General features: G+C 56.9%; 17 protein-coding genes. 9 read left to right on the top strand and 8 right to left on the bottom strand.

Features of this window, described 5'->3' with window-relative positions; genetic code table 11:
* Window positions 1–11 precede the first annotated feature (11 nt).
* The 4 genes from ACMVME_RS02785 to atzF all read left to right on the top strand — a co-directional run bounded on the left by ACMVME_RS02785 (window position 12) and on the right by atzF (window position 6,914).
* Window positions 12–719: an urea amidolyase associated protein UAAP1 gene (locus ACMVME_RS02785; RefSeq protein ID WP_040019021.1), complete on the top strand. Its 708-nt coding sequence runs from the start codon at window positions 12–14 to the stop codon at window positions 717–719.
* 11 nt (window positions 720–730) lie between these two features.
* Window positions 731–1,363 carry an urea amidolyase associated protein UAAP2 gene (locus tag ACMVME_RS02780; RefSeq protein WP_068794568.1) on the top strand — a complete coding sequence of 211 codons (633 nt, stop codon included), beginning with the start codon at window positions 731–733 and terminating at the stop codon, window positions 1,361–1,363.
* 152 nt (window positions 1,364–1,515) lie between these two features.
* Entirely contained in the window at window positions 1,516–5,118 is a 3,603-nt protein-coding gene (gene uca / locus ACMVME_RS02775) for an urea carboxylase (RefSeq protein WP_414743382.1), read from the top strand.
* Entirely contained in the window at window positions 5,115–6,914 is a 1,800-nt protein-coding gene (gene atzF / locus ACMVME_RS02770) for an allophanate hydrolase (protein ID WP_068794570.1), read from the top strand. Before uca ends, atzF begins: the two co-directional genes overlap by 4 nt.
* An 18-nt stretch (window positions 6,915–6,932) precedes the next feature.
* Here the strand turns inward: atzF and dmsD are convergent, their stop codons facing one another.
* The 6 genes from dmsD to catA form a co-directional block, all read right to left on the bottom strand.
* Complete coding sequence (dmsD, locus tag ACMVME_RS02765; RefSeq protein WP_040017358.1) at window positions 6,933–7,547, bottom strand: Tat proofreading chaperone DmsD; 615 nt, start codon at window positions 7,545–7,547, stop codon at window positions 6,933–6,935.
* A 42-nt stretch (window positions 7,548–7,589) separates the two neighbouring features.
* Complete coding sequence (locus ACMVME_RS02760) at window positions 7,590–8,444, bottom strand: dimethyl sulfoxide reductase anchor subunit family protein (protein ID WP_068794571.1); 855 nt, start codon at window positions 8,442–8,444, stop codon at window positions 7,590–7,592.
* A gap of 1 nt (window position 8,445) precedes the next feature.
* Complete coding sequence (locus tag ACMVME_RS02755) at window positions 8,446–9,063, bottom strand: DMSO/selenate family reductase complex B subunit (RefSeq protein WP_014169373.1); 618 nt, start codon at window positions 9,061–9,063, stop codon at window positions 8,446–8,448.
* 10 nt (window positions 9,064–9,073) lie between these two features.
* Window positions 9,074–11,512, bottom strand: coding sequence for a selenate/tellurate reductase subunit YnfE (gene ynfE, locus ACMVME_RS02750; protein WP_068794572.1), 2,439 nt, complete (start codon window positions 11,510–11,512; stop codon window positions 9,074–9,076).
* 145 nt (window positions 11,513–11,657) lie between these two features.
* A complete protein-coding gene (locus ACMVME_RS02745; RefSeq protein WP_014169881.1) occupies window positions 11,658–11,951 on the bottom strand; it encodes a DUF1161 domain-containing protein in 294 nt (97 codons plus the stop codon).
* 167 nt (window positions 11,952–12,118) lie between these two features.
* The gene (gene catA / locus ACMVME_RS02740; protein WP_068794573.1) at window positions 12,119–12,817 is read right to left on the bottom strand and encodes a type A chloramphenicol O-acetyltransferase; all 699 of its coding nucleotides are present in this window, start codon (window positions 12,815–12,817) and stop codon (window positions 12,119–12,121) included.
* Window positions 12,818–13,203: 386 nt separating this feature from the next.
* Between catA and ACMVME_RS02735 the strand changes: the two genes are divergently transcribed.
* A complete protein-coding gene (locus ACMVME_RS02735; RefSeq protein WP_032670404.1) occupies window positions 13,204–13,950 on the top strand; it encodes a YnfC family lipoprotein in 747 nt (248 codons plus the stop codon).
* Between the two features lie 16 nt (window positions 13,951–13,966).
* Here ACMVME_RS02735 and speG read toward each other — a convergent pair whose 3' ends face one another.
* Window positions 13,967–14,527, bottom strand: a complete 561-nt coding sequence (gene speG, locus ACMVME_RS02730) for a spermidine N1-acetyltransferase (RefSeq protein WP_020884265.1) — start codon at window positions 14,525–14,527, stop codon at window positions 13,967–13,969.
* The gene (locus tag ACMVME_RS02725; RefSeq protein WP_020884264.1) at window positions 14,527–14,865 is read right to left on the bottom strand and encodes a DUF1283 family protein; all 339 of its coding nucleotides are present in this window, start codon (window positions 14,863–14,865) and stop codon (window positions 14,527–14,529) included. Before ACMVME_RS02725 ends, speG begins: the two co-directional genes overlap by 1 nt.
* A gap of 152 nt (window positions 14,866–15,017) precedes the next feature.
* On the opposite strand from ACMVME_RS02725, the gene ACMVME_RS02720 reads away from it, so the two are divergent.
* The 4 genes from ACMVME_RS02720 to ACMVME_RS02705 all read left to right on the top strand — a co-directional run bounded on the left by ACMVME_RS02720 (window position 15,018) and on the right by ACMVME_RS02705 (window position 19,160).
* Window positions 15,018–15,344 (top strand): YnfA family protein, encoded by a 327-nt coding sequence (locus tag ACMVME_RS02720; protein ID WP_025204305.1) that lies wholly within the window; start codon window positions 15,018–15,020, stop codon window positions 15,342–15,344.
* Window positions 15,345–15,458: 114 nt separating this feature from the next.
* Window positions 15,459–16,673, top strand: a complete 1,215-nt coding sequence (gene rspA / locus ACMVME_RS02715) for a starvation-sensing protein RspA (protein WP_020884262.1) — start codon at window positions 15,459–15,461, stop codon at window positions 16,671–16,673.
* Between the two features lie 14 nt (window positions 16,674–16,687).
* Window positions 16,688–17,707, top strand: a complete 1,020-nt coding sequence (locus ACMVME_RS02710) for a Zn-dependent oxidoreductase (RefSeq protein WP_020884261.1) — start codon at window positions 16,688–16,690, stop codon at window positions 17,705–17,707.
* A 73-nt stretch (window positions 17,708–17,780) separates the two neighbouring features.
* Window positions 17,781–19,160, top strand: a complete 1,380-nt coding sequence (locus ACMVME_RS02705) for an MFS transporter (RefSeq protein WP_014169890.1) — start codon at window positions 17,781–17,783, stop codon at window positions 19,158–19,160.
* Window positions 19,161–19,164 lie beyond the last annotated feature (4 nt).

Raw genomic sequence — 19,164 nt, 5'->3', positions numbered from 1 at the left:
CCGTGAATACCATGACTATGTTACGCGAAGAGATCCTGCCCGGCGGCGGTCACCTCTCGTTTGTGCTTAAGCGCGGGCAGATCCTGCGTATGACCGACATTGAAGGTGGAGCAAACGTCAGCCTGCTGATGCTGAATCCGCACGAGAAAAGTGAACGTCTGAACCTGCCCGACACCCTGAAAGGCCAGCACACCGCGCGTCTGACCGCCGGACACTGCTTTTACTCCGACATGGGACGCGTGCTGGCAGGCATCACCGCAGATACCTGCGGCTGGCATGACCCGTTTGGCGGCGTACTGAACGCCGCCGAGGTGACTGAAAAGTATGGCCAGGGACGCTATCAGGAACTGCGTAACGGGTTTTACCGAAACGGAACGGACAACCTGCTGGTGGAGATGGGTAAGTGGGATCTCAACCTCGAAGATCTGCTGATGGTGGTCAACTTCTTCAGCAAAGTCACCGTCGATGACCGCGGTCAGTTCACCTTCCACGGCGGTTATTCGCAGCCGGGCAGTTACGTGGAGCTGTACGCCCCCATGGACACGCTTGTGGTGATGACCGCGCTGCAGCATCCGATGGATCCGTCCCGGGAATATGCCCCACGACCGGTCGCGCTGAGCTGGCGACAGGCTGAGGATGAAGAGGGGGCCGTTAACGCGCTTCTGACGCGCCCGGAAAACGAACGCGCCATGACCAATACCCGGCTTTTCGCCCTGTAAGGAGCAGTAAAATGACCATGATCTCTGAAAAGCATGTGCAAGACGCGGTATTTCGCCACGTGATCCCGGCAGGTGAACCGTACCTGTTCGAGATGAAACAAGGGCAGACGTTGCGCCTGCTCGACCTGGAAGGTAACCAGGCGGTCGACACGCTGTTCTACAATGCCGATAACCCGCGTGAACGTTACGATGCGCAGCGCACATTGCGCCGTCAGAACAACGCCTATCTCACGCGGGGCAGCGTCCTGTACTCCAGCCTCGGTAACCCCCTGCTGACCATTATCGACGATACCTGCGGGCGTCACGATACCCTCGGCGGGGCCTGCGCCCAGGAGAGCAACACCGTGCGATACGCCCTCGATAAACGCCATATGCACAGCTGCCGCGATAACTTCCTCTGCGCCTGTCTGCACGATGGCCGTCTGCAAAAACGCGACATCACGGCCAACATCAATTTCTTTATGAACGTGCCGGTGACGCCAGAGGGCGGGCTGACGTTTGAAGATGGTATCTCCGCGCCGGGGAAATACGTCGACCTGCGCGCCGAGTGTAACGTCATTGTCTTGATCTCCAACTGTCCACAGCTGAATAACCCCTGCAACGGCTGGAACCCAACGCCTGCTGAGGTGCTGGTATGGAACTGACGCCCACCCGCTGGCAGCGACTGCGCCAGGCGCTGTACCGCCTGTTTGAAGTCCGTGCCGGACGCATTCTGCCGTAACCGCTTTTTCCCCCATGGACGACCATGGGTGAGCCGATTTTCGGCGGGACGACCCGCCACGATTGAGTCTGACCTATGTTGACGACACTCCTGATTGCGAACCGCGGGGCGATAGCCTGCCGCATTTTACGCACCCTGCGCACCATGAAAATTCGTGGTGTGGCAGTCTATTCCGAGGCGGATATCAGCAGCCTGCATATTCGCGAAGCCGATGAAGCGCTGAGTCTGGGCGATGGCCCGGCGGCGCACACCTATCTGGATAGCACAAAGATCATCGCCGCCGCGAAAGCCAGCGGGGCACAGGCCATTCATCCGGGCTACGGTTTTCTCTCGGAAAACGCCGCGTTCGCCGAAGCGTGTGACGCCGCGGGGATTGCCTTTGTGGGCCCCACGCCGGAACAGCTGCGTCTGTTTGGGCTAAAGCATACCGCTCGCGCGCTGGCGAAAACGCACGGGGTTCCGATGCTGGAGGGCACCGACCTGCTGGCCGATGTTAACCAGGCCGTCAACGCTGCCGCCGAAGTGGGATATCCGGTGATGCTGAAAAGCACAGCGGGAGGCGGCGGTATCGGTATGCGCGTCTGCTATGACGCAGAAGAGCTGCGTGACGCGTTCGATGCGGTAGTGCGTCTGGGGAAAAATAACTTCAGCGACGCGGGTGTGTTTATCGAAAAGTACATTGAGCGGGCGCGTCATCTGGAAGTACAGCTGTTTGGCGACGGTAAGGGTGAGGTAATTGCCCTCGGCGTGCGCGACTGCTCTGTGCAGCGGCGTAACCAGAAAGTGCTGGAGGAGACGCCCGCGCCAAACCTGCCGGCGGGCATGGTGCAGTCACTGTGCGAGGCGGCGATAACGCTCGGTAAAGCGGTCAACTACCGCAGCGCGGGCACCGTTGAATTCGTCTATGACAGCGACGCCGCCCGCTTTTACTTCCTTGAGGTGAATACCCGTTTGCAGGTGGAGCACGGCGTGACCGAACAGGTGTGGGGCGTGGATCTGGTACGCTGGATGATCGAACTTGCCGCCGGAACGTTGCCGCCACTGGCGACACTGCGTGACACCCTGAAACCGGAGGGGCATGCCATTCAGGCCAGGATCTATGCCGAGAACCCGGGCCGCCAGTTCCAGCCTTCACCGGGACTGCTCACCGACGTGGCTTTCCCGTCCGATGACCGCGTTACGCTGCGCATCGACAGCTGGGTTGAGGCCGGATGCGAAGTCCCGCCGTTTTTTGACCCCATGTTAGCCAAAATGATCGCCTGGCAGCCGACACGCGAAGCCGCTATCCGCGTGCTGCATACCGCGCTGGGGGAGACCCGTCTTTATGGCGTTGAAACCAACCGCAGTTATCTGCAGCAGATCCTGACCTTCGCACCGTTTGCCGCAGGTGAGCCCTGGACCCGCTGTCTTGAGCACCTGATGTACCAGGCGTCTACGCTGGAGGTGCTCAGCGCCGGTACGCAGACCACGGTACAGGATTACCCGGGACGCACAGGCTACTGGGCGGTTGGCGTTCCGCCATCCGGGCCAATGGACAGCCTGGCGCTGCGTCTCGGTAACCGTCTGCTGGGCAATAAAGACGATGCCGCCGCGCTTGAGATCACCCTCAGCGGCCCGACGCTGAAATTCAACTGCGATGCGCAGCTGGTGGTGACGGGCGCTGAAATTGCGCTCACGCTGGACGGTGAACCGCTGGCCAATAATCACGTTTTTCGCGTACGTGCGGGCATGACGCTGCGTATGGGAGAGATCCGCGGTGCGGGCGTGCGCAGCTATCTTTGCCTGCGCGGCGGGTTTAACGTGCCGGAATATCTGGGCAGTAAAAGCACCTTCACGCTGGGGCAGTTCGGGGGGCACGCCGGACGGGCGCTCCGCACAGGTGACATTTTGCACCTGGCTCCGTTAACCGAGCCGGTTGCGGATGCGCCGCTGCCGCAGGCGCTGCACACGAGGCTGGACGCGGTGCGCGAACTGCGGGTGATTTACGGCCCGCACGGTGCGCCGGAGTATTTCACGCCGGATTACATCGCGACGTTTTTCGCCACCGAATGGGAAGTGCATTTCAACTCCAGCCGGACGGGGGTACGCCTGATTGGCCCGAAACCGGAGTGGGTTCGCGACAGCGGCGGCGAGGCGGGTCTGCATCCGTCGAACATTCATGACAATCCGTATGCCATCGGCGCGGTGGATTTTACCGGCGATATGCCGGTGATCCTCGGCCCGGATGGCCCAAGCCTGGGCGGGTTTGTCTGTCCGGTCACCATCATCGAGGCCGATCTGCACGCGGTAGGGCAACTGAAGGCGGGAGATTACGTTCGCTTTGTGCCGGTGGATATTGCCACCGCGCGACGGCTGGCGCAGGCGCAGGAGCGCCAAATCGCCAGCCTGACCCCGCAACCTGTCATGTGGCAACCTGCCGGTCTGGACTCACCGATTGTGCTGACGCAGGGGACTGACGATAAACGTCTGGTGGCGAGAGTGTCGGGTGATACCCATCTGCTGCTGGAGATTGGCGAGCCAGAGCTGGATCTGGTGCTGCGTTTTCGCGGCCACGCGCTGATGCAGGCGCTGGAGGACCAGGCGCTGAAAGGCGTTATCGATCTCACGCCGGGGATCCGCTCCCTGCAAATTCATTATCAGCCGGAAACGCTGCGCCTGGATAGCCTGCTGGAGGTGATCGCCGGGCTGTGGCAGGGCGTTTGTGACCAGGACTCGCTGGACGTGCCATCGCGCATCGTCTGGCTGCCGCTCTCCTGGGACGATCCGGCGTGTCAGAAAGCCATCGACAAATACATGACCACCGTGCGCCGCGATGCGCCGTGGTGCCCGAGTAACCTGGAGTTTATCCGTCGCATAAACGATCTGGCTAACATTGATGAAGTGTATAAAACGGTGTTCGACGCCCGTTATCTGGTGATGGGGCTGGGGGATGTCTACCTCGGCGCGCCGGTGGCCACGCCGCTCGACCCGCGACACCGTCTGGTGACCACCAAATACAACCCGGCGCGCACCTGGACGGCGGAGAACTCGGTGGGCATTGGCGGGGCATACCTCTGCATCTACGGTATGGAAGGGCCGGGCGGGTATCAGTTTGTGGGGCGAACCCTGCAGATGTGGAATCGCTATCGCACGATAGAGGATTTCGGCGGCAAGCCCTGGCTGCTGCGTTTCTTCGATCAAATTCGCTTTTATCCGGTCTCAGCCGGGGAGTTGCAAACCATCCGCCGGGATTTCCCACTGGGGCGTTATCCGCTGCGTATTGAACACACCACGCTGAAACTGGCGGAGTATCAGCAGTTTCTGGCTGACGAAGCACCTGAGATTGAGGCATTCCGTGCGCATCAGCAGGCGGCGTTTAACGCCGAGCGTGAGCGCTGGATAGCGGGCGGGCAGGCGCATTTTGACAGCAGCGACGAAACGACGGATGACGGTGACGACGTGCCGTTACGGTCGGGAGAATCCGGTGTTGAAAGCCCGGTTGCCGGCAACCTGTGGCAGGTGAACGTTGTGGTCGGCAACACCGTGCGCGAAGGCGATGTGCTGGTGGTGCTGGAGTCGATGAAAATGGAAATCCCGTTAGTTGCCACTCAGGACGGCGTGGTCAGTCAGGTCCGTGTCCAGCCGGGGTCGTCGGTGCGGGCGGGCCAGTGCGTGGTCGTTCTGGAGAAAACAGCATGAAGCCTCTTTATGATTTACGTCTCTCTGTGCTGGCAGAGGCATACCGTGAAGGCCAGATCGCCCCGCGTGAGGTGATAACGGCATTACGCGAGCGCGCGCTGGCGCTGAACCCGTCATTTAACGCTTTTATTTATCTGCTCACCCCTGAAGAGCTGGAGCCGTACCTTGCTGCGCTGGAGGGCGTAGCGCCGCACGCGCTGCCGCTGTTCGGCGTGCCCTTTGCCATCAAAGACAATATCGATCTGGCGGGTATCGACACCACCGCCGCCTGTCCGGCATTTGCGTATCGGGCAGAGCAGGATGCAACGATAGTTTCGCAGCTGATTGCGCTGGGGGCGATTCCGCTGGGGAAAACTAACCTCGATCAGTTCGCAACCGGCTTAAACGGTACGCGCTCGCCGTATGGCCCATGTCGTAACAGCGTTCATCCGGATTACCCGTCCGGTGGCTCCAGCGCGGGGTCGTCGCTGGCGGTCGCCCTGGGTCTGGCGAGCTTCGCGCTGGGAACGGACACGGCCGGCAGCGGGCGCGTACCGGCCTCGCTGAATAATCTGGTCGGCCTCAAAGCAACCAAAGGACTCATCTCCACGGCAGGGGTTGTGCCTGCCTGCCGCACGCTGGACTGCGTCACGTTTTTCACCGCGACAGCGGCAGAGGCCAGCCAGCTGCTGGCACTCACGGCGCGACAGGATCCGCGTGACGAATACAGCCGGTCAAACCCGGCGTGGAACGGCCCACAGGCTTTTGGTGTCCCTGCTGCGGGCTTTCGCTTTGGCGTGCCGGAGACGCTGGAGTTTCTCGGCTGTGCAGAAAGCGAGGCGCTGTATCACCGCGCGAAGACGGGGCTTATCGCGCTGGGTGGCGTGCCCGTGACTCTCGACTTTGCACCGTTTCTGGCGGCCGCGAAACTGCTCTATGACGGCCCGTGGGTCGCCGAGCGTTATCACCTCGCGGGTGCGCTGATTGAACGCCAGCCCGACGCGGTGTTGCCGGTTATCCGTGATGTCCTGCAAAACGCGCCTGCAGCCACTGCGGTGGCGGCGTTTGACGCGCAGTACAAACTCCAGCGGTATAAAGCCGAGTGCGATGCCATGATGGCCGACCTGGATTGCGTATTAATTCCGACGTATCCCCGCCCGGTGAGTCTGGCTGAGCTGGCCGATGAGCCGGTTAAAAGCAACTCGGCGCTGGGCATCTATACCAACTTTATGAACCTGCTCGACTATGCCGCCGTAGCGGTCCCGGTCGGTGAAATGAACAATGGGCTGCCATCCGGCGTCACGCTGTTTGGCCGCGCGTTTACCGATCAGTATCTGCTCAGCCTGGCCGATGCGTTACAACGTCACACAAAATTAACGTTACCGGGCAATCGTGCCATGCTGGACGATGCGCCGACCAGCACCGCAACCCATGACCGCCTGCGGATAGTGGTCTGCGGTGCGCATATGGACGGTCTGGCGCTCAATGTTCAGTTACGAGAGCGCGGAGCACGTCTTGTCGACGCGACCACCAGCGCACCTTATTACCGTCTGTATGCGCTGGCGGACGGTAAACGTCCCGGAATGGTTCGGGTGGCAGACCAGGGGGCCGGGATTGCGGTCGAAGTCTGGGAGCTACCGCACAGCGAAGTGGGGTCGTTTCTCGCCGGGATCCCCGCACCTCTGGGGCTGGGAAAAATCGAGCTGCAGGACGGACGCTGGTTGACCGGGTTTATCTGCGAGGCGTATGGCCTGGAGGGGGCACGGGATATCACGGAATTTGGTGGCTGGAGAGCCTGGCTTGCCCGGAAACGGTGAGCAAGCCAGGTGCTGGCGTTAGCGGTAGAGCGTTTTTTCCGCGACCGGAATAATTAACGTGTCCTGCCAGTCCGCGAGCGTCAGCTGTGCGAGTTTGCCCAGTGCGGTGTAGAACGGGTGCCCGGCGTTTTCAACAAACACGGACAGGAAGCGGGTACTCCACGGCAGCAGGTGCCATGCCAAAAGCTGGTCGCGTTCAGCGTCGCGGCCATTTTCTGCCAGCCACGCGGCCAGTAACAGCAGGGTACCGATGTGATCTTCCGGTTCGTTCTGCTTCATCTCGAAGGCAATGTTGTTTTCACGCATCCACTGGCGCAGCGCGAGGGTGGAGTCGCCGAAGAGCACGGATTCCCGATCCAGCCAGACGGAACCCCACGGCGGTGACGGCAGGGCGTAAGGGCCAATAAACAGACGTTGCCAGGCATCTTTCAACGCTTCATCGGATGGCGTTTTGAACGCATCTGCAACAGGCTGCAGCGTTTCCGGCGCCAGCGGCCAGTCCTGAATCCAGTCGCCTTCGGTGAGCGCCTGCACCAGCGGCGCAGTCTGCTCACTATCCGGAGCAAAATAAAACAGCGCGCCCAGTACCCGGGCGCTGAACGCGAACGAATCACGCTGTGAGACTTCTTTCATGACTACCTTCCTTGCTCGCGCGGAGTAGCCCGCGCGACTGTGTTAACCCGCAATCGCCATACCTGCGGTCATGTGCAGACCATAGAAAAGACCACGGCCAATCAGTTCACCCACGACGACCAGTATCACGCCTGCAAAAAGAGCGAGGGCTTTAGGCTCCTGCCGACGCATCAGCGGGCACAACCAGCAGCCGAGTCCGGCGGCAAGCAGTACGATACGCCAGATTTGCAGTGCGCCATAGTCAGGCAGCAGGGCACTCGCCTGTTGAACGGAACTGTGGATTGTCGCCAGGTCATTGCTCTGCAGCACGATGACCGCCACGCAGGCCAGGAGTCCCAGCACGCTAACAGAGGCCGCGAATGTGCTTTTATATGTCGTGTTTGCCACGCGCAGCAACAGGGCTGCAAACAGCGGCCCTCCCAATACCAGCGTCAGGAAAAAGGCCAGCGTGGTGTAACCCGTGTACCAGGTCGGTACGGTATCAATTTGATAAACCCGGGTCATCGCCCAGACAAAGACAACGCCCAGGATCTGGCTAACGACCAGCCAGATTTTACCCAGTGCCGGGGGCATTTTACCGATAACGGATACCAGCCACCAGAAACCGCCCACGGCAAAGAAAACGGATCCCGCGGCAATTTCGTTACTGAGCGCCGAAGCACCCACGCGGTTGAGCGAGTTAAAGGCCCGGAGCGGGGAGCCAAGGTGCAGCACGGACGCCAAAAATCCGATGCCCATCACCAGCCACAGAAAGAACATACTGCGGACAAGGCGTGTTTTCACCGCGTCGTCTTTTTCAGTAAGCCAGACGAGCCCCATAACGATCAATGCCCCGGCGACGCACTGTCCGAAGACGGTGAAGATCACCAGCGGCCATTCATGCCATCCACTTCCCATCTCACACCTCTTTCGGGTTTGCCAGGTAGCCGGTGGTATCCCCTGTCGGGCGGCTGTTGGCGTTAGGTTTAATCACGATGCTTGGCTTCGTGAAGTGCGCGGACGGCAGCGGCGCGACGGCCGCCAGCTGACCATGTTTTTTACGCAGCTCGTCGATGGGACCGAAGTCCAGCGCACGCAGCGGGCAGGACTCCACGCAGATCGGCTTTTTGCCGTCTGCCACGCGGGTGTGGCAGCCGTCGCACTTGGTCATATGCCCTTTGGCGGCATTGTACTGCGGGGCACCGTACGGACAGGCCATGTGGCAGTAGCGACAGCCGATGCAGACATCTTCATCCACTACCACGAACCCGTCGTCACGCTTGTGCATCGCCCCGCTCGGGCAGACCTTGGTGCAGGCCGGGTCTTCGCAGTGGTTGCAGGCAATCGACAGGTAGTAGGCAAACACGTTCTGGTGCCAGACACCGTTGTCTTCCTGCCAGTCACCGCCCGCGTATTCGTAAATACGACGGAAGCTGACGTCCGGGGTTAAATCTTTGTAATCCTTGCAGGCGAGCTCGCAGGTTTTGCACCCGGTGCAGCGGCTGGAATCAATAAAAAATCCATACTGGGTTGTCATCGGTTACTCCTTACGCCTTCTCGATCTGCACCAGATTGGTGTGCTGCGGGTTACCTTTGGCCAGCGGTGACGGGCGGTGCGTGGTCAGGGTGTTGATGCATGAACCGTGGTCGACACGATCGCCGTTCATATTGGCGTCATGCCAGGCTCCCTGGCCCATCGCGCTCACGCCGGGCATGATGCGTGGTGTGACTTTCGCTTCGATGCGCACCTCGCCGCGATCGTTAAACACGCGCACCGTATCGCCATTTTTGATGCCGCGTTGCGCCGCGTCCACGGGGTTAAGCCAGACCTCCTGACGGCAGGCGGCTTTCAGCACGTCGACATTGCCGTAGCTGGAGTGGGTGCGAGCTTTGAAGTGGAAGCCGAAGAGCTGCAGCGGGAATTTATGACGTTCCGGGGCGTCCCAGCCGTCGAAGGTCGAGGCGTAGACCGGCAGCGGGCTGATGGTTTCGTCGTCGGCGAGCTCCCAGGTAGCCGCAATCTCTGCCAGCTTGCTGGAGTAAATTTCAATCTTGCCCGAGGGGGTGTTGAGGGGATGAGCCTGCGGATCATCGCGGAATTTTTTATAGGCCACGAAGTGCCCGGCCGGATCTTTACGCTTATAAATACCCCTCTCTTTCAGTTCGTCATAGGACGGCAACTGCGGATCTTTTTCGAGCATTTTGACATACAGATACTGCAGCCACTGCGTCTGGGTACGTCCTTCGGTAAATCGCTGATGAATATCCGGGCCGAGGCGTTTCGCCACTTCACTCATGATCCAGTAGATCGGTTTGCGCTCAAACTTCGGTGCGGTCACGGGCTGAAGGAAAATCAGATAGCCCATGTTGCCTGCATAATCGTTAGGAATAATGTCTTCCTGCTCAACGGTCATTAAATCGGGCAGCAGGATGTCAGCATATTTCGCCGACGAGGTCATAAAGTTGTCGATCACCACGATGGTTTCGCATTTACTCTCGTCCTGCAGAATATCGTGGGTTTTGTTGATGTCGGAATGCTGGTTGATGATGGTGTTGCCGGCGTAGTTCCAGATGAATTTGATCGGCACATCCAGCTTCTCTTTTCCCCGCACGCCGTCGCGCAGGGCGGTCATTTCGGGTCCGCGCGCGATGGCGTCGGTCCAGCTAAAGCATGAGATTTGCGTTTTCACCGGGTTATCCGGCAGTGGCATACGCTCAATGGTGATCGTGTAGGTCGATTCACGTGCGCCGCTGTTACCGCCGTTGATACCGACGTTTCCGGTCAAAATCGGCAACATGGCAATGGCGCGGGAGGTCAGCTCGCCGTTGGCCTGGCGCTGTGGGCCCCAGCCCTGACAGATGTAGGCCGGTTTGGTACTGCCAATTTCCCGTGCAAGCTTGATGATGCGATCGGCCGGTATGCCTGTGATGCGGGAGGCCCATTCCGGCGTTTTGGCGGTGGCATCATCACCCTGACCGAGAATATACGCTTTGTAATGCCCGTTAGCAGGCGCACCTTCCGGCAGCGTTTTTTCGTCATAGCCGACGCAGTACGTGTCGAGGAACGGCTGATCGACAAGGTTTTCGTCGATCAGTACCCAGGCGATACCCGCGACCAGCGCGGCGTCCGTCCCCGGGCGAATCGGGATCCACTCGTCTTCGCGCCCGGCGGCGGTGTCGGTATACCGCGGATCGATGACGATCATGCGCGCGTGAGAGCGCTCGCGGGCCTGCTCGAGATAATAGGTTATCCCGCCGCCGCTCATTCGCGTCTCTGCCGGGTTATTGCCGAACATCACCACCAGCTTCGTGTTTTCAATATCCGAGGTGCTGTTGCCATCGTTGCTGCCGTAGGTGTAGGGCATTGCACAGGCTATTTGCGCGGTGCTGTAGGTGCCATAGTGGCTTAAAAAGCCGCCGTAGCAGTTCATCAGACGCGCGACCAGCGAAGCATAAGGGGAGGAGCGGGTGATATTGCCGCCCACAATGCCGGAGGAGTAGTTAATGTAGACCGCTTCGTTGCCGTATTTTTCGACGACATCTTTCAGGCTGCGGGTAAGGGTGTCCAGGGCTTCATCCCATGAGATACGCTCAAATTTCCCTTCACCGCGTTTCCCTACGCGCTTCATGGGGTAGTTCAGACGATCGGGGTGATTGATCCGACGGCGAATGGAACGCCCGCGCAGGCAGGCGCGAACCTGATGATTGCCATAAATATCCTCACCGGTGTTATCCGTTTCGACCCAGTAAACTTCTTCATCACGGACGTGAAGACGCAGCGCACAACGGCTCCCGCAGTTGACCGAGCAGGCACCCCAGACCACTTTGTCTTCAGCGGGCTTTACGGCGTTTTGTACCGCGGCAGCGGCGCATTTGAGGCCAAAAGGCAGTGAAATCCCCCCGGCGGCAAGTGCCAGAGAGCCTATTGCAGTGGATTTAACCAACGTTCGACGGCTGATCCCGCCGTGATTTTCGACATCGGACATAACTCACCCCATCATTTTAATTGCATATTATTTTCGCCCGTGATTACAACCGGGCTAATGATGGGGTGAATGTTACTTATTTGGAGGTATTAAATATTAATCCTCATCAAGTCAAAGGGAATTGGCCGCGAGAAAGTGATTAAAATCACTGAGGTTCGCCCTGACCATTATCCTGCATCCCTGATGCGGCACCGCTACCGGTGCGGGTATAGAGAATTTTAAAGGTATCGTTCGCACAATGACCGACAACCTGTGCATCCGGCTGGTCAGCCTGATCGTTTGGCACAATATTCAACGTAAAGCCGGACTCGGGCACGCCGTTATTGATGATTTTCTGCTGAATGTCGCTTTTTACGCGCTCGCAGGAATCCGGGGCAGCCAGAGCCGCTGTAGAAGCGCTCATTAACAGCAGGGCGGTAATCCAGGGTAACCGTTTCATCTGTAGCTCCTTTTCTCTGTGTGTCGGTTAAGCTTAGCAGGGTTCGTGTAAGCTTTTGTTATTGGAGATAACTTTCTGAACAATCTTATACAGGCTTCCTGCGCTCATTTTCCCCAATTTCCATCAACACGTCCTGCGGGCGGTTATACCCGCCCGGCATCGCGACGCTAAGCGCGGTGCGTTTTGCTCTGCACCTGTCGTTCGCCGGAGTGATGCCGTAAGTCATCACACATCGCCTGTAACTCATTGAACAATCTTGCTACATGGAAACCATCGCACACGGAATGATGGACCTGCACGGCGAGGGGCAACAATACTTTTCCACCCTGGTTGACGTATTTCCCCATAGTGAACATGGGGGCAAAAAAGTTCTGCATATTGGCTACGTTGATATTAAAACTGGTAAAACTTGACCAGGGGATCGACGACACGAAAAATACATTTTCCCGTGACTCTTCCTTCGGCCAATAAGAAAGGCTATTACCATAGCGAGCAACATCTTCCGAATAAACGTTCTGGAAATGATCAATATTGCCATCGAAGTGACTCCATAATGAAGAAAAGGTCTCCGTTTCATTATGGAAAATGGTATAGCTTGGATGAATTTCATTCCATATGACAAGTTCATTGTTCTTCATGGCCATACGGAATTCCGAATGGTTGTTGACGATTTTAGAAAGGAGGGAAATCATCGTCGGATAAAATTTCCAGCCCAGTTCTTTTATATCCTTGAGCAATGCGGTGATGTCTATTTGAACAGTTTGATTAAATGTAGATTGAGCAAAGGACTGAAATACCTCGAAATGTTCTTTTCTGGCCCAACGTGATAAGTCAACAGGCGTATATTCAGGGATTGTTTTTTTCATTTTTTAACCTTTGATGAGCAATCAAAAATCAGCGTTTTGCCTACGTTTTTTCATGAATAAAGAAAGCATAGAGATTCCAGGCGGTTTTGGACGCGAACGCATTTGTGAGGGTAGCGCATCCTTATAGAGGAAGAAAGGGGATGTTAAACATTTAATATATCAAAGAAAAAAGTTAGATGGCGCAATCTGCCGGCGTTTTCATGTTGTTAATATGTCACAGAATATCCGTCATGTGCTCAAAGCAGGTGTGTTTCCTGTTCAACAGCGGGCACAGCGCCTTCTCGTTCTGGCGAGGTTTTGCAGAGGGTAAGAGAGATTAATGCATTGATTGTACGTCTCTTTTCGCCTGACATTTTGCTATCGTGTGAACAACGGTATTTGCTAATATGATCGGGAATACTCTCCCTGATTCGGTAAATGATGTGAAGAACTACGCAGCGATAACGCTACTGGCAGCAACACTGGTGGGGTGCGACAACCCTTCCGCGCCGCTGTCGTTTACGCCCGAGATGGCGAGCTTCTCCAATGAATTTGATTTTGACCCTCTGCGCGGCCCGGTAAAAGACTTTACCCAGACACTGTTCAACGACAAAGGTGAAGTCTCCAAACGGGTAACCGGTACGATGTCGACGGAAGGGTGTTTCGATACCCTCGAACTGCACGACCTCGAGGCCAATACCGGCGTGGCGCTGGTACTGGATGCTAATTACTACCTTGATGCGGAAACCCAGCAGCGAAAAGTGAAACTGCAGGGGAAATGCCAGCTGGCCGAATTGCCGTCGGCGGGCGTAACGTGGGATACCGACGATAACGGGTTTGTGGTGGCGGCGCACGGCAAAGAGATGGAAGTGAAGTACCGCTATGATGCGGATGGCTATCCGCTGGGGAAAACCACCGTCTCCGGGGACCAGCATTTATCCGTCCAGTCGACGCCGTCTAAAGATCTTCGCAAAAGAATGGATTACTCCGCCGTGAGCATGCTGAATGACAAGCCGCTGGGCAACGTCAATCAGAGCTGTGATTACGATCGACACAATAATCCGGTGAGTTGCGATCTGACGATCACCGACAACAGCGTGAAGCCCGCCGTTGAGCGCAAGTACACCATTAAGAACAGTATTGAATACTACTGAGAAAAAGCCGCGCAGGTTACTGCGCGGTGGGTTTCAGCAGGCTGGCGCCTGACGGTTTGTGTCCGGCCAGGTGCTGATGCTGGAAGATGCACATGCGAATGGTGTTGCGGTATTCACCGTTGATAAAGAACTCGTGAACCAGTTCGCCTTCCACCATAAAGCCCAGCTTGCGGTAGATATGGATTGCTTTCTCGTTCTCTTTATCCACGATGAGATAAAGCTTGTAGAGATTCAGGACGTTGAATCCGTAATCCATCGCCAGCTTCGCCGCCCGCGTGGCAAGACCTTTCCCCTGATGCTCAGGTGAAATGATAATCTGGAATTCTGCCCGACGATGAACGTGGTTGATCTCAACCAGTTCCACCAGACCGGCTTTTTCACCTTCACACTCCACGACAAAACGGCGTTCGCTCTGATCGTGAATGTGCTTGTCGTAGAGATCCGACAGCTCAACAAACGCCTCGTAAGGCTCTTCGAACCAGTAGCGCATCACGCTGGCGTTATTGTCGAGCTGGTGGACGAAGCGCAGGTCTTCACGCTCCAGAGGGCGGAGCTTAACGTCACACTGTACTGACATTATGGCGCGACCGTGCGGCCAGTTCGACGATCCAGGCAGCGCAGGGTATTTGGCTCCCAGTAGGCGTTAACGTTGGCACTTTGCTGACACTTATCGCGCGCGTCGAAAGCGACATCTTCTTTGTCCCACTCTTTTTCAACACGTTTGTTCACCTTCTGACGAAGGCTACGGGTGTCATTCCATTGTTCTTTGTCCATGGCGGCGTTCTGACGGCTTTGCGCGCTGTCGCCAGACTCAATAATGAGTTTGCTGGTTTCGGCGGTGGCAGAGGCGGCAAAGGCGAACGATGACAGCGCCAGCAGGGCTGTCAGACAAAGGCGTTTGCTTAATGTAGTCATAGCGTTTCCTTTTAAATGGGCGCAGATAATTAAGTTATCCCGTTCAGATTCTACACCAAAGAGAAATAACGGCATACCCGCGACACGGGTATGGAAAAGTAAACGATATCATCAGGTATGATGTCTAAATAAATCATCACATGACTGTAAATATGCTCAAAACCACTCTGCTTTTTTTTGCCACCGCGCTGTGTGAAATCATCGGCTGCTTCCTTCCGTGGCTCTGGCTGAAGAAGGGGGCAACCGTATTCCTGCTGATCCCGGCGGGCATTGCGCTGGCCCTGTTTGTCTGGCTGTTGACGCTGCACCCGGCGGCCAGCGGGCGCGTCTACGCCGCTTATGGCGGGGTTTATGTCTGTACCGCGCTGCTGTGGTTACGCGTGGTGGATGGTGTGAAGCTCAGCGCGTATGACTGGGCCGGGGCGCTGGTTGCACTGTGCGGCATGTTGATTATTGTTGCCGGATGGGGGCGCGCCTGAGCGCCCGATTTTTTTTGTGACCGTTCGCTGATTTTATGATCATTATACTTGTATGGTAGTAGTGCAGAAGAGTAAGTTTCCAGCATCACAATGAGCGATGTAAGGAAATGGATTATGAAGATTGTCGGGGCTGAAGTCTTTGTTACCTGCCCGGGGCGTAACTTTGTCACCCTTAAGATTACCACCGACGAGGGCATCGTCGGCCTGGGTGATGCCACCCTCAACGGACGTGAACTTTCGGTGGCCTCTTATCTGAAAGATCACCTTTGCCCGCAGTTGATCGGCCGTGATGCGCACCGCATTGAGGATATCTGGCAGTTCTTCTATAAAGGCGCCTACTGGCGTCGTGGTCCGGTCACCATGTCGGCCATTTCCGCCGTGGATATGGCACTGTGGGATATCAAAGCCAAAGCGGCCAATATGCCGCTCTACCAGCTGCTGGGCGGCGCATCCCGGGAAGGGGTGATGGTCTATTGTCATACCACCGGACACTCCATTGATGACGTGCTGGAAGATTACGCCCGGCATAAAGAGATGGGCTTTAAGGCGATCCGCGTTCAGTGCGGCGTGCCGGGTATGAAAACCACCTATGGCATGTCGAAAGGAAAAGGGCTGGCCTACGAGCCCGCCACTAAAGGTGACTGGCCGGAAGAGCAGCTCTGGTCCACTGAAAAATACCTCGATTTCACACCGAAGCTGTTCGATGCGGTGCGCAGTAAGTTTGGCTTTAATGAGCATCTTTTGCACGACATGCACCACCGTTTGACCCCGATTGAGGCGGCGCGATTCGGTAAGAGCATTGAAGCATTCCGTATGTTCTGGATGGAAGATCCTACGCCAGCGGAAAACCAGGCCTGCTTCCGTCTGATCCGTCAGCACACGGTCACGCCGATTGCGGTTGGAGAAGTGTTTAACAGCATCTGGGACTGCAAGCAGCTTATTGAAGAGCAGCTTATCGACTATATCCGCACCACCATTACCCACGCGGGCGGCATCACCGGCATGCGGCGCATCGCGGACTTCGCCTCGCTTTATCAGGTGCGTACCGGCTCACATGGACCGTCGGATCTGTCGCCTGTTTGCCACGCCGCCGCGCTGCATTTTGACCTGTGGGTGCCAAACTTTGGTGTACAGGAATATATGGGTTACTCCGAACAGATGCTGGAGGTCTTCCCGCACAGCTGGCGCTTTGATAATGGCTATATGCATCCGGGCGACAAACCCGGGCTGGGTATTGAATTTGACGAAAAACTGGCGGCGAAATACCCGTACGATCCTGCCTATCTTCCGGTTGCCCGTCTCGAAGATGGCACGTTGTGGAACTGGTAAACGAGGAGCGAACGATGAAAAGCGTAGTGATTCAACAACCCAATGCACTGGTGATTGAAGATCGTCCACTCCCGGAACCCGCGGCAGGTGAAGTGCGCGTCAACGTCAAACTGGCCGGTATTTGCGGTTCAGACAGCCATATTTACCGCGGGCATAATCCGTTTGCCCGATACCCGCGCGTGATTGGCCATGAATTTTTTGGTGAGATTGATGCCGTTGGTGAGGGTGTTGACCCGGCCCGCGTGGGCGAGCGCGTCTCGGTTGACCCGGTGATCAGCTGCGGACACTGCTATCCGTGCTCCGTGGGCAAACCCAATGTCTGTACCTCTCTGGTGGTGCTGGGCGTTCATCGCGACGGAGGCTTTAGTGAGTATGCCGTCGTACCGGCAAAAAATGCCTGGGTTGTTCCGGATGCTATTCCTGATAAACACGCGGTAATGATCGAGCCGTTCACGATTGCCGCTAACGTGACGGGCCACGCACAACCCACCGGGCAGGATATCGCCCTGATCTACGGCGCAGGCCCCATGGGGCTTGTCACCCTCCAGGCGCTGAAAGGTGTCTATAAGGTGAAGCAGGTTATCGTTGTCGATCGGATCAATGAACGGCTGGCGATGGCGCAACGCAGCGGCGCGGACTGGGTGTTCAACAACGCGGAGCTGTCGTTACAGGCGGCGCTGGAAGAAAAAGGGATCAAACCGACGCTTATTATTGACGCAGCCTGTCATCCGACAATTTTACAGGAAGCCATCACCATTGCCTCTCCGGCGGCACGCATTGTGCTGATGGGGTTTTCCAGCGACCCAAGCCAGATTGTTCAGCAGGGGATCACCGGAAAAGAGCTGGCGATATTCTCATCACGGCTGAATGCCAACAAATTCCCCGTCGTCATCGACTGGCTGGAAAAGGGGTTGATCGACCCGGACAAACTGATCACCCACACTTTTGACTATCACCACGTAACAGACGCCATCGAACGGTTTGAAAAAGATCAGCGGCAGTGCTGCAAAGTCTTACTCACGTTCGGGCAATAATAATTCACGCGGTTAAGAGCCTGCGCAGACAGGCTCTGAGTGGTACGCATCTTACCTTGCAGAGATAGCCATTATGACGCAAACACAACCACAAAGAACGACTTCAGATCTGGTGAAAGCCGCCGTTTCCGGCTGGCTGGGTACCGCACTGGAGTTTATGGATTTCCAGCTCTATTCGCTGGGGGCCGCCCTGGTATTCCATGAGATCTTCTTCCCGGAACAATCGGCCGCAATGGCGCTGATTCTGGCGATGGGGACGTACGGTGCAGGCTATATCGCGCGCATTGTCGGCGCCTTTATCTTCGGGCGAATGGGCGACAGCATTGGCCGTAAAAAGGTGCTGTTTATCACCATTACTATGATGGGGATCTGCACGACCCTGATCGGGGTCTTGCCGACCTACGCGCAGATTGGGATTTTCGCGCCCGTCCTGTTAGTGACGCTGCGTATCATCCAGGGGCTGGGAGCAGGGGCTGAAATCTCCGGCGCCGGAACCATGCTGGCGGAGTACGCCCCTAAAGGGAAACGCGGCATTATCTCCTCGCTGGTGGCGATGGGCACCAACTGCGGGACGCTAAGTGCAACGGCTATCTGGGCAATTATGTTCTTCGCCCTCGACCGCGAACAGTTGGTTGCCTGGGGCTGGCGTGTACCGTTTCTTGCAAGCGTGGTGGTAATGATCTTCGCCATCTGGCTGCGAATGAACCTCAAGGAGAGCCCGGTATTTGAAAAAGTGAACGAGGCTGAGACAACCGCACCGGTGACAAAACACGATTTATCATTTGCAGCGATGGTGAAGAGTAAGTCCTTCTGGCTGGCAACCGGGCTGCGTTTTGGTCAGGCGGGGAATTCGGGACTGATCCAGACGTTTCTTGCCGGGTATCTGGTTCAGACGCTGCTGTTCGATAAAGCGATCCCCACCGATGCGCTGATGATAAGCTCAATTCTCGGGTTTATCTCTATCCCGCTGTTGGGCTGGCTCTCCGATAAAGTAGGGCGTCGTCTGCCGTACATTCTGCTCAATATCTCCGCCATTATTCTGGCGTACCCGATGCTGTCGATTATCGTTGATAAGAGCTATGCGCCGGGCGTGATCATGCTTTCCATCATCGTTATCCATAATTTCGCCGTACTGGGACTGTTTGCCCTGGAAAATATCACGATGGCGGAGATGTTTGGCTCGCGTAACCGCTTTACCCGGATGGCTATCTCAAAAGAGGCGGGCGGGCTGGTGGCGGTAGGCTTTGGGCCAGTGCTCGCCGGGATCTTCTGCAATATGACCGGTTCCTGGTGGCCAATTGTCGCCATGATGATCGCCTACTCCGTGATTGGGCTGATCGCCGCCATCTGCATGCCAGAGGTCTGCGATCGTGATTTGAGCGTGGCGGAAGATGCGGCGGAGGGGCCGGCACGTGATTCCGTTGGCTATGGGGCGGTTTCATCGCGGCGGTAATGGT

The sequence above is a fragment of the Enterobacter cloacae complex sp. 2024EL-00711 genome (assembly GCF_047529885.1).
GTDB classification, from domain to species: domain Bacteria; phylum Pseudomonadota; class Gammaproteobacteria; order Enterobacterales; family Enterobacteriaceae; genus Enterobacter; species Enterobacter ludwigii.
Note: the sequence above shows the minus strand (reverse complement) of the source record. Positions and strands in the feature narration are given on the sequence as shown.

Coding starts and splice junctions, on each gene's coding strand:
- uca (WP_414743382.1), top strand. CDS start 1,516: ATGTTGACGACACTCCTGATTGCGAACCGCGGGGCGATAGCCTGCCGC.
- ACMVME_RS02760 (WP_068794571.1), bottom strand. CDS start 8,444: ATGGGAAGTGGATGGCATGAATGGCCGCTGGTGATCTTCACCGTCTTC.
- ACMVME_RS02780 (WP_068794568.1), top strand. CDS start 731: ATGACCATGATCTCTGAAAAGCATGTGCAAGACGCGGTATTTCGCCAC.
- atzF (WP_068794570.1), top strand. CDS start 5,115: ATGAAGCCTCTTTATGATTTACGTCTCTCTGTGCTGGCAGAGGCATAC.
- ACMVME_RS02785 (WP_040019021.1), top strand. CDS start 12: ATGACTATGTTACGCGAAGAGATCCTGCCCGGCGGCGGTCACCTCTCG.
- ynfE (WP_068794572.1), bottom strand. CDS start 11,512: ATGTCCGATGTCGAAAATCACGGCGGGATCAGCCGTCGAACGTTGGTT.
- ACMVME_RS02725 (WP_020884264.1), bottom strand. CDS start 14,865: ATGACTACATTAAGCAAACGCCTTTGTCTGACAGCCCTGCTGGCGCTG.
- ACMVME_RS02720 (WP_025204305.1), top strand. CDS start 15,018: ATGCTCAAAACCACTCTGCTTTTTTTTGCCACCGCGCTGTGTGAAATC.
- ACMVME_RS02755 (WP_014169373.1), bottom strand. CDS start 9,063: ATGACAACCCAGTATGGATTTTTTATTGATTCCAGCCGCTGCACCGGG.
- speG (WP_020884265.1), bottom strand. CDS start 14,527: ATGTCAGTACAGTGTGACGTTAAGCTCCGCCCTCTGGAGCGTGAAGAC.
- dmsD (WP_040017358.1), bottom strand. CDS start 7,547: ATGAAAGAAGTCTCACAGCGTGATTCGTTCGCGTTCAGCGCCCGGGTA.
- rspA (WP_020884262.1), top strand. CDS start 15,459: ATGAAGATTGTCGGGGCTGAAGTCTTTGTTACCTGCCCGGGGCGTAAC.
- ACMVME_RS02710 (WP_020884261.1), top strand. CDS start 16,688: ATGAAAAGCGTAGTGATTCAACAACCCAATGCACTGGTGATTGAAGAT.
- ACMVME_RS02745 (WP_014169881.1), bottom strand. CDS start 11,951: ATGAAACGGTTACCCTGGATTACCGCCCTGCTGTTAATGAGCGCTTCT.
- ACMVME_RS02705 (WP_014169890.1), top strand. CDS start 17,781: ATGACGCAAACACAACCACAAAGAACGACTTCAGATCTGGTGAAAGCC.
- catA (WP_068794573.1), bottom strand. CDS start 12,817: ATGAAAAAAACAATCCCTGAATATACGCCTGTTGACTTATCACGTTGG.
- ACMVME_RS02735 (WP_032670404.1), top strand. CDS start 13,204: ATGATCGGGAATACTCTCCCTGATTCGGTAAATGATGTGAAGAACTAC.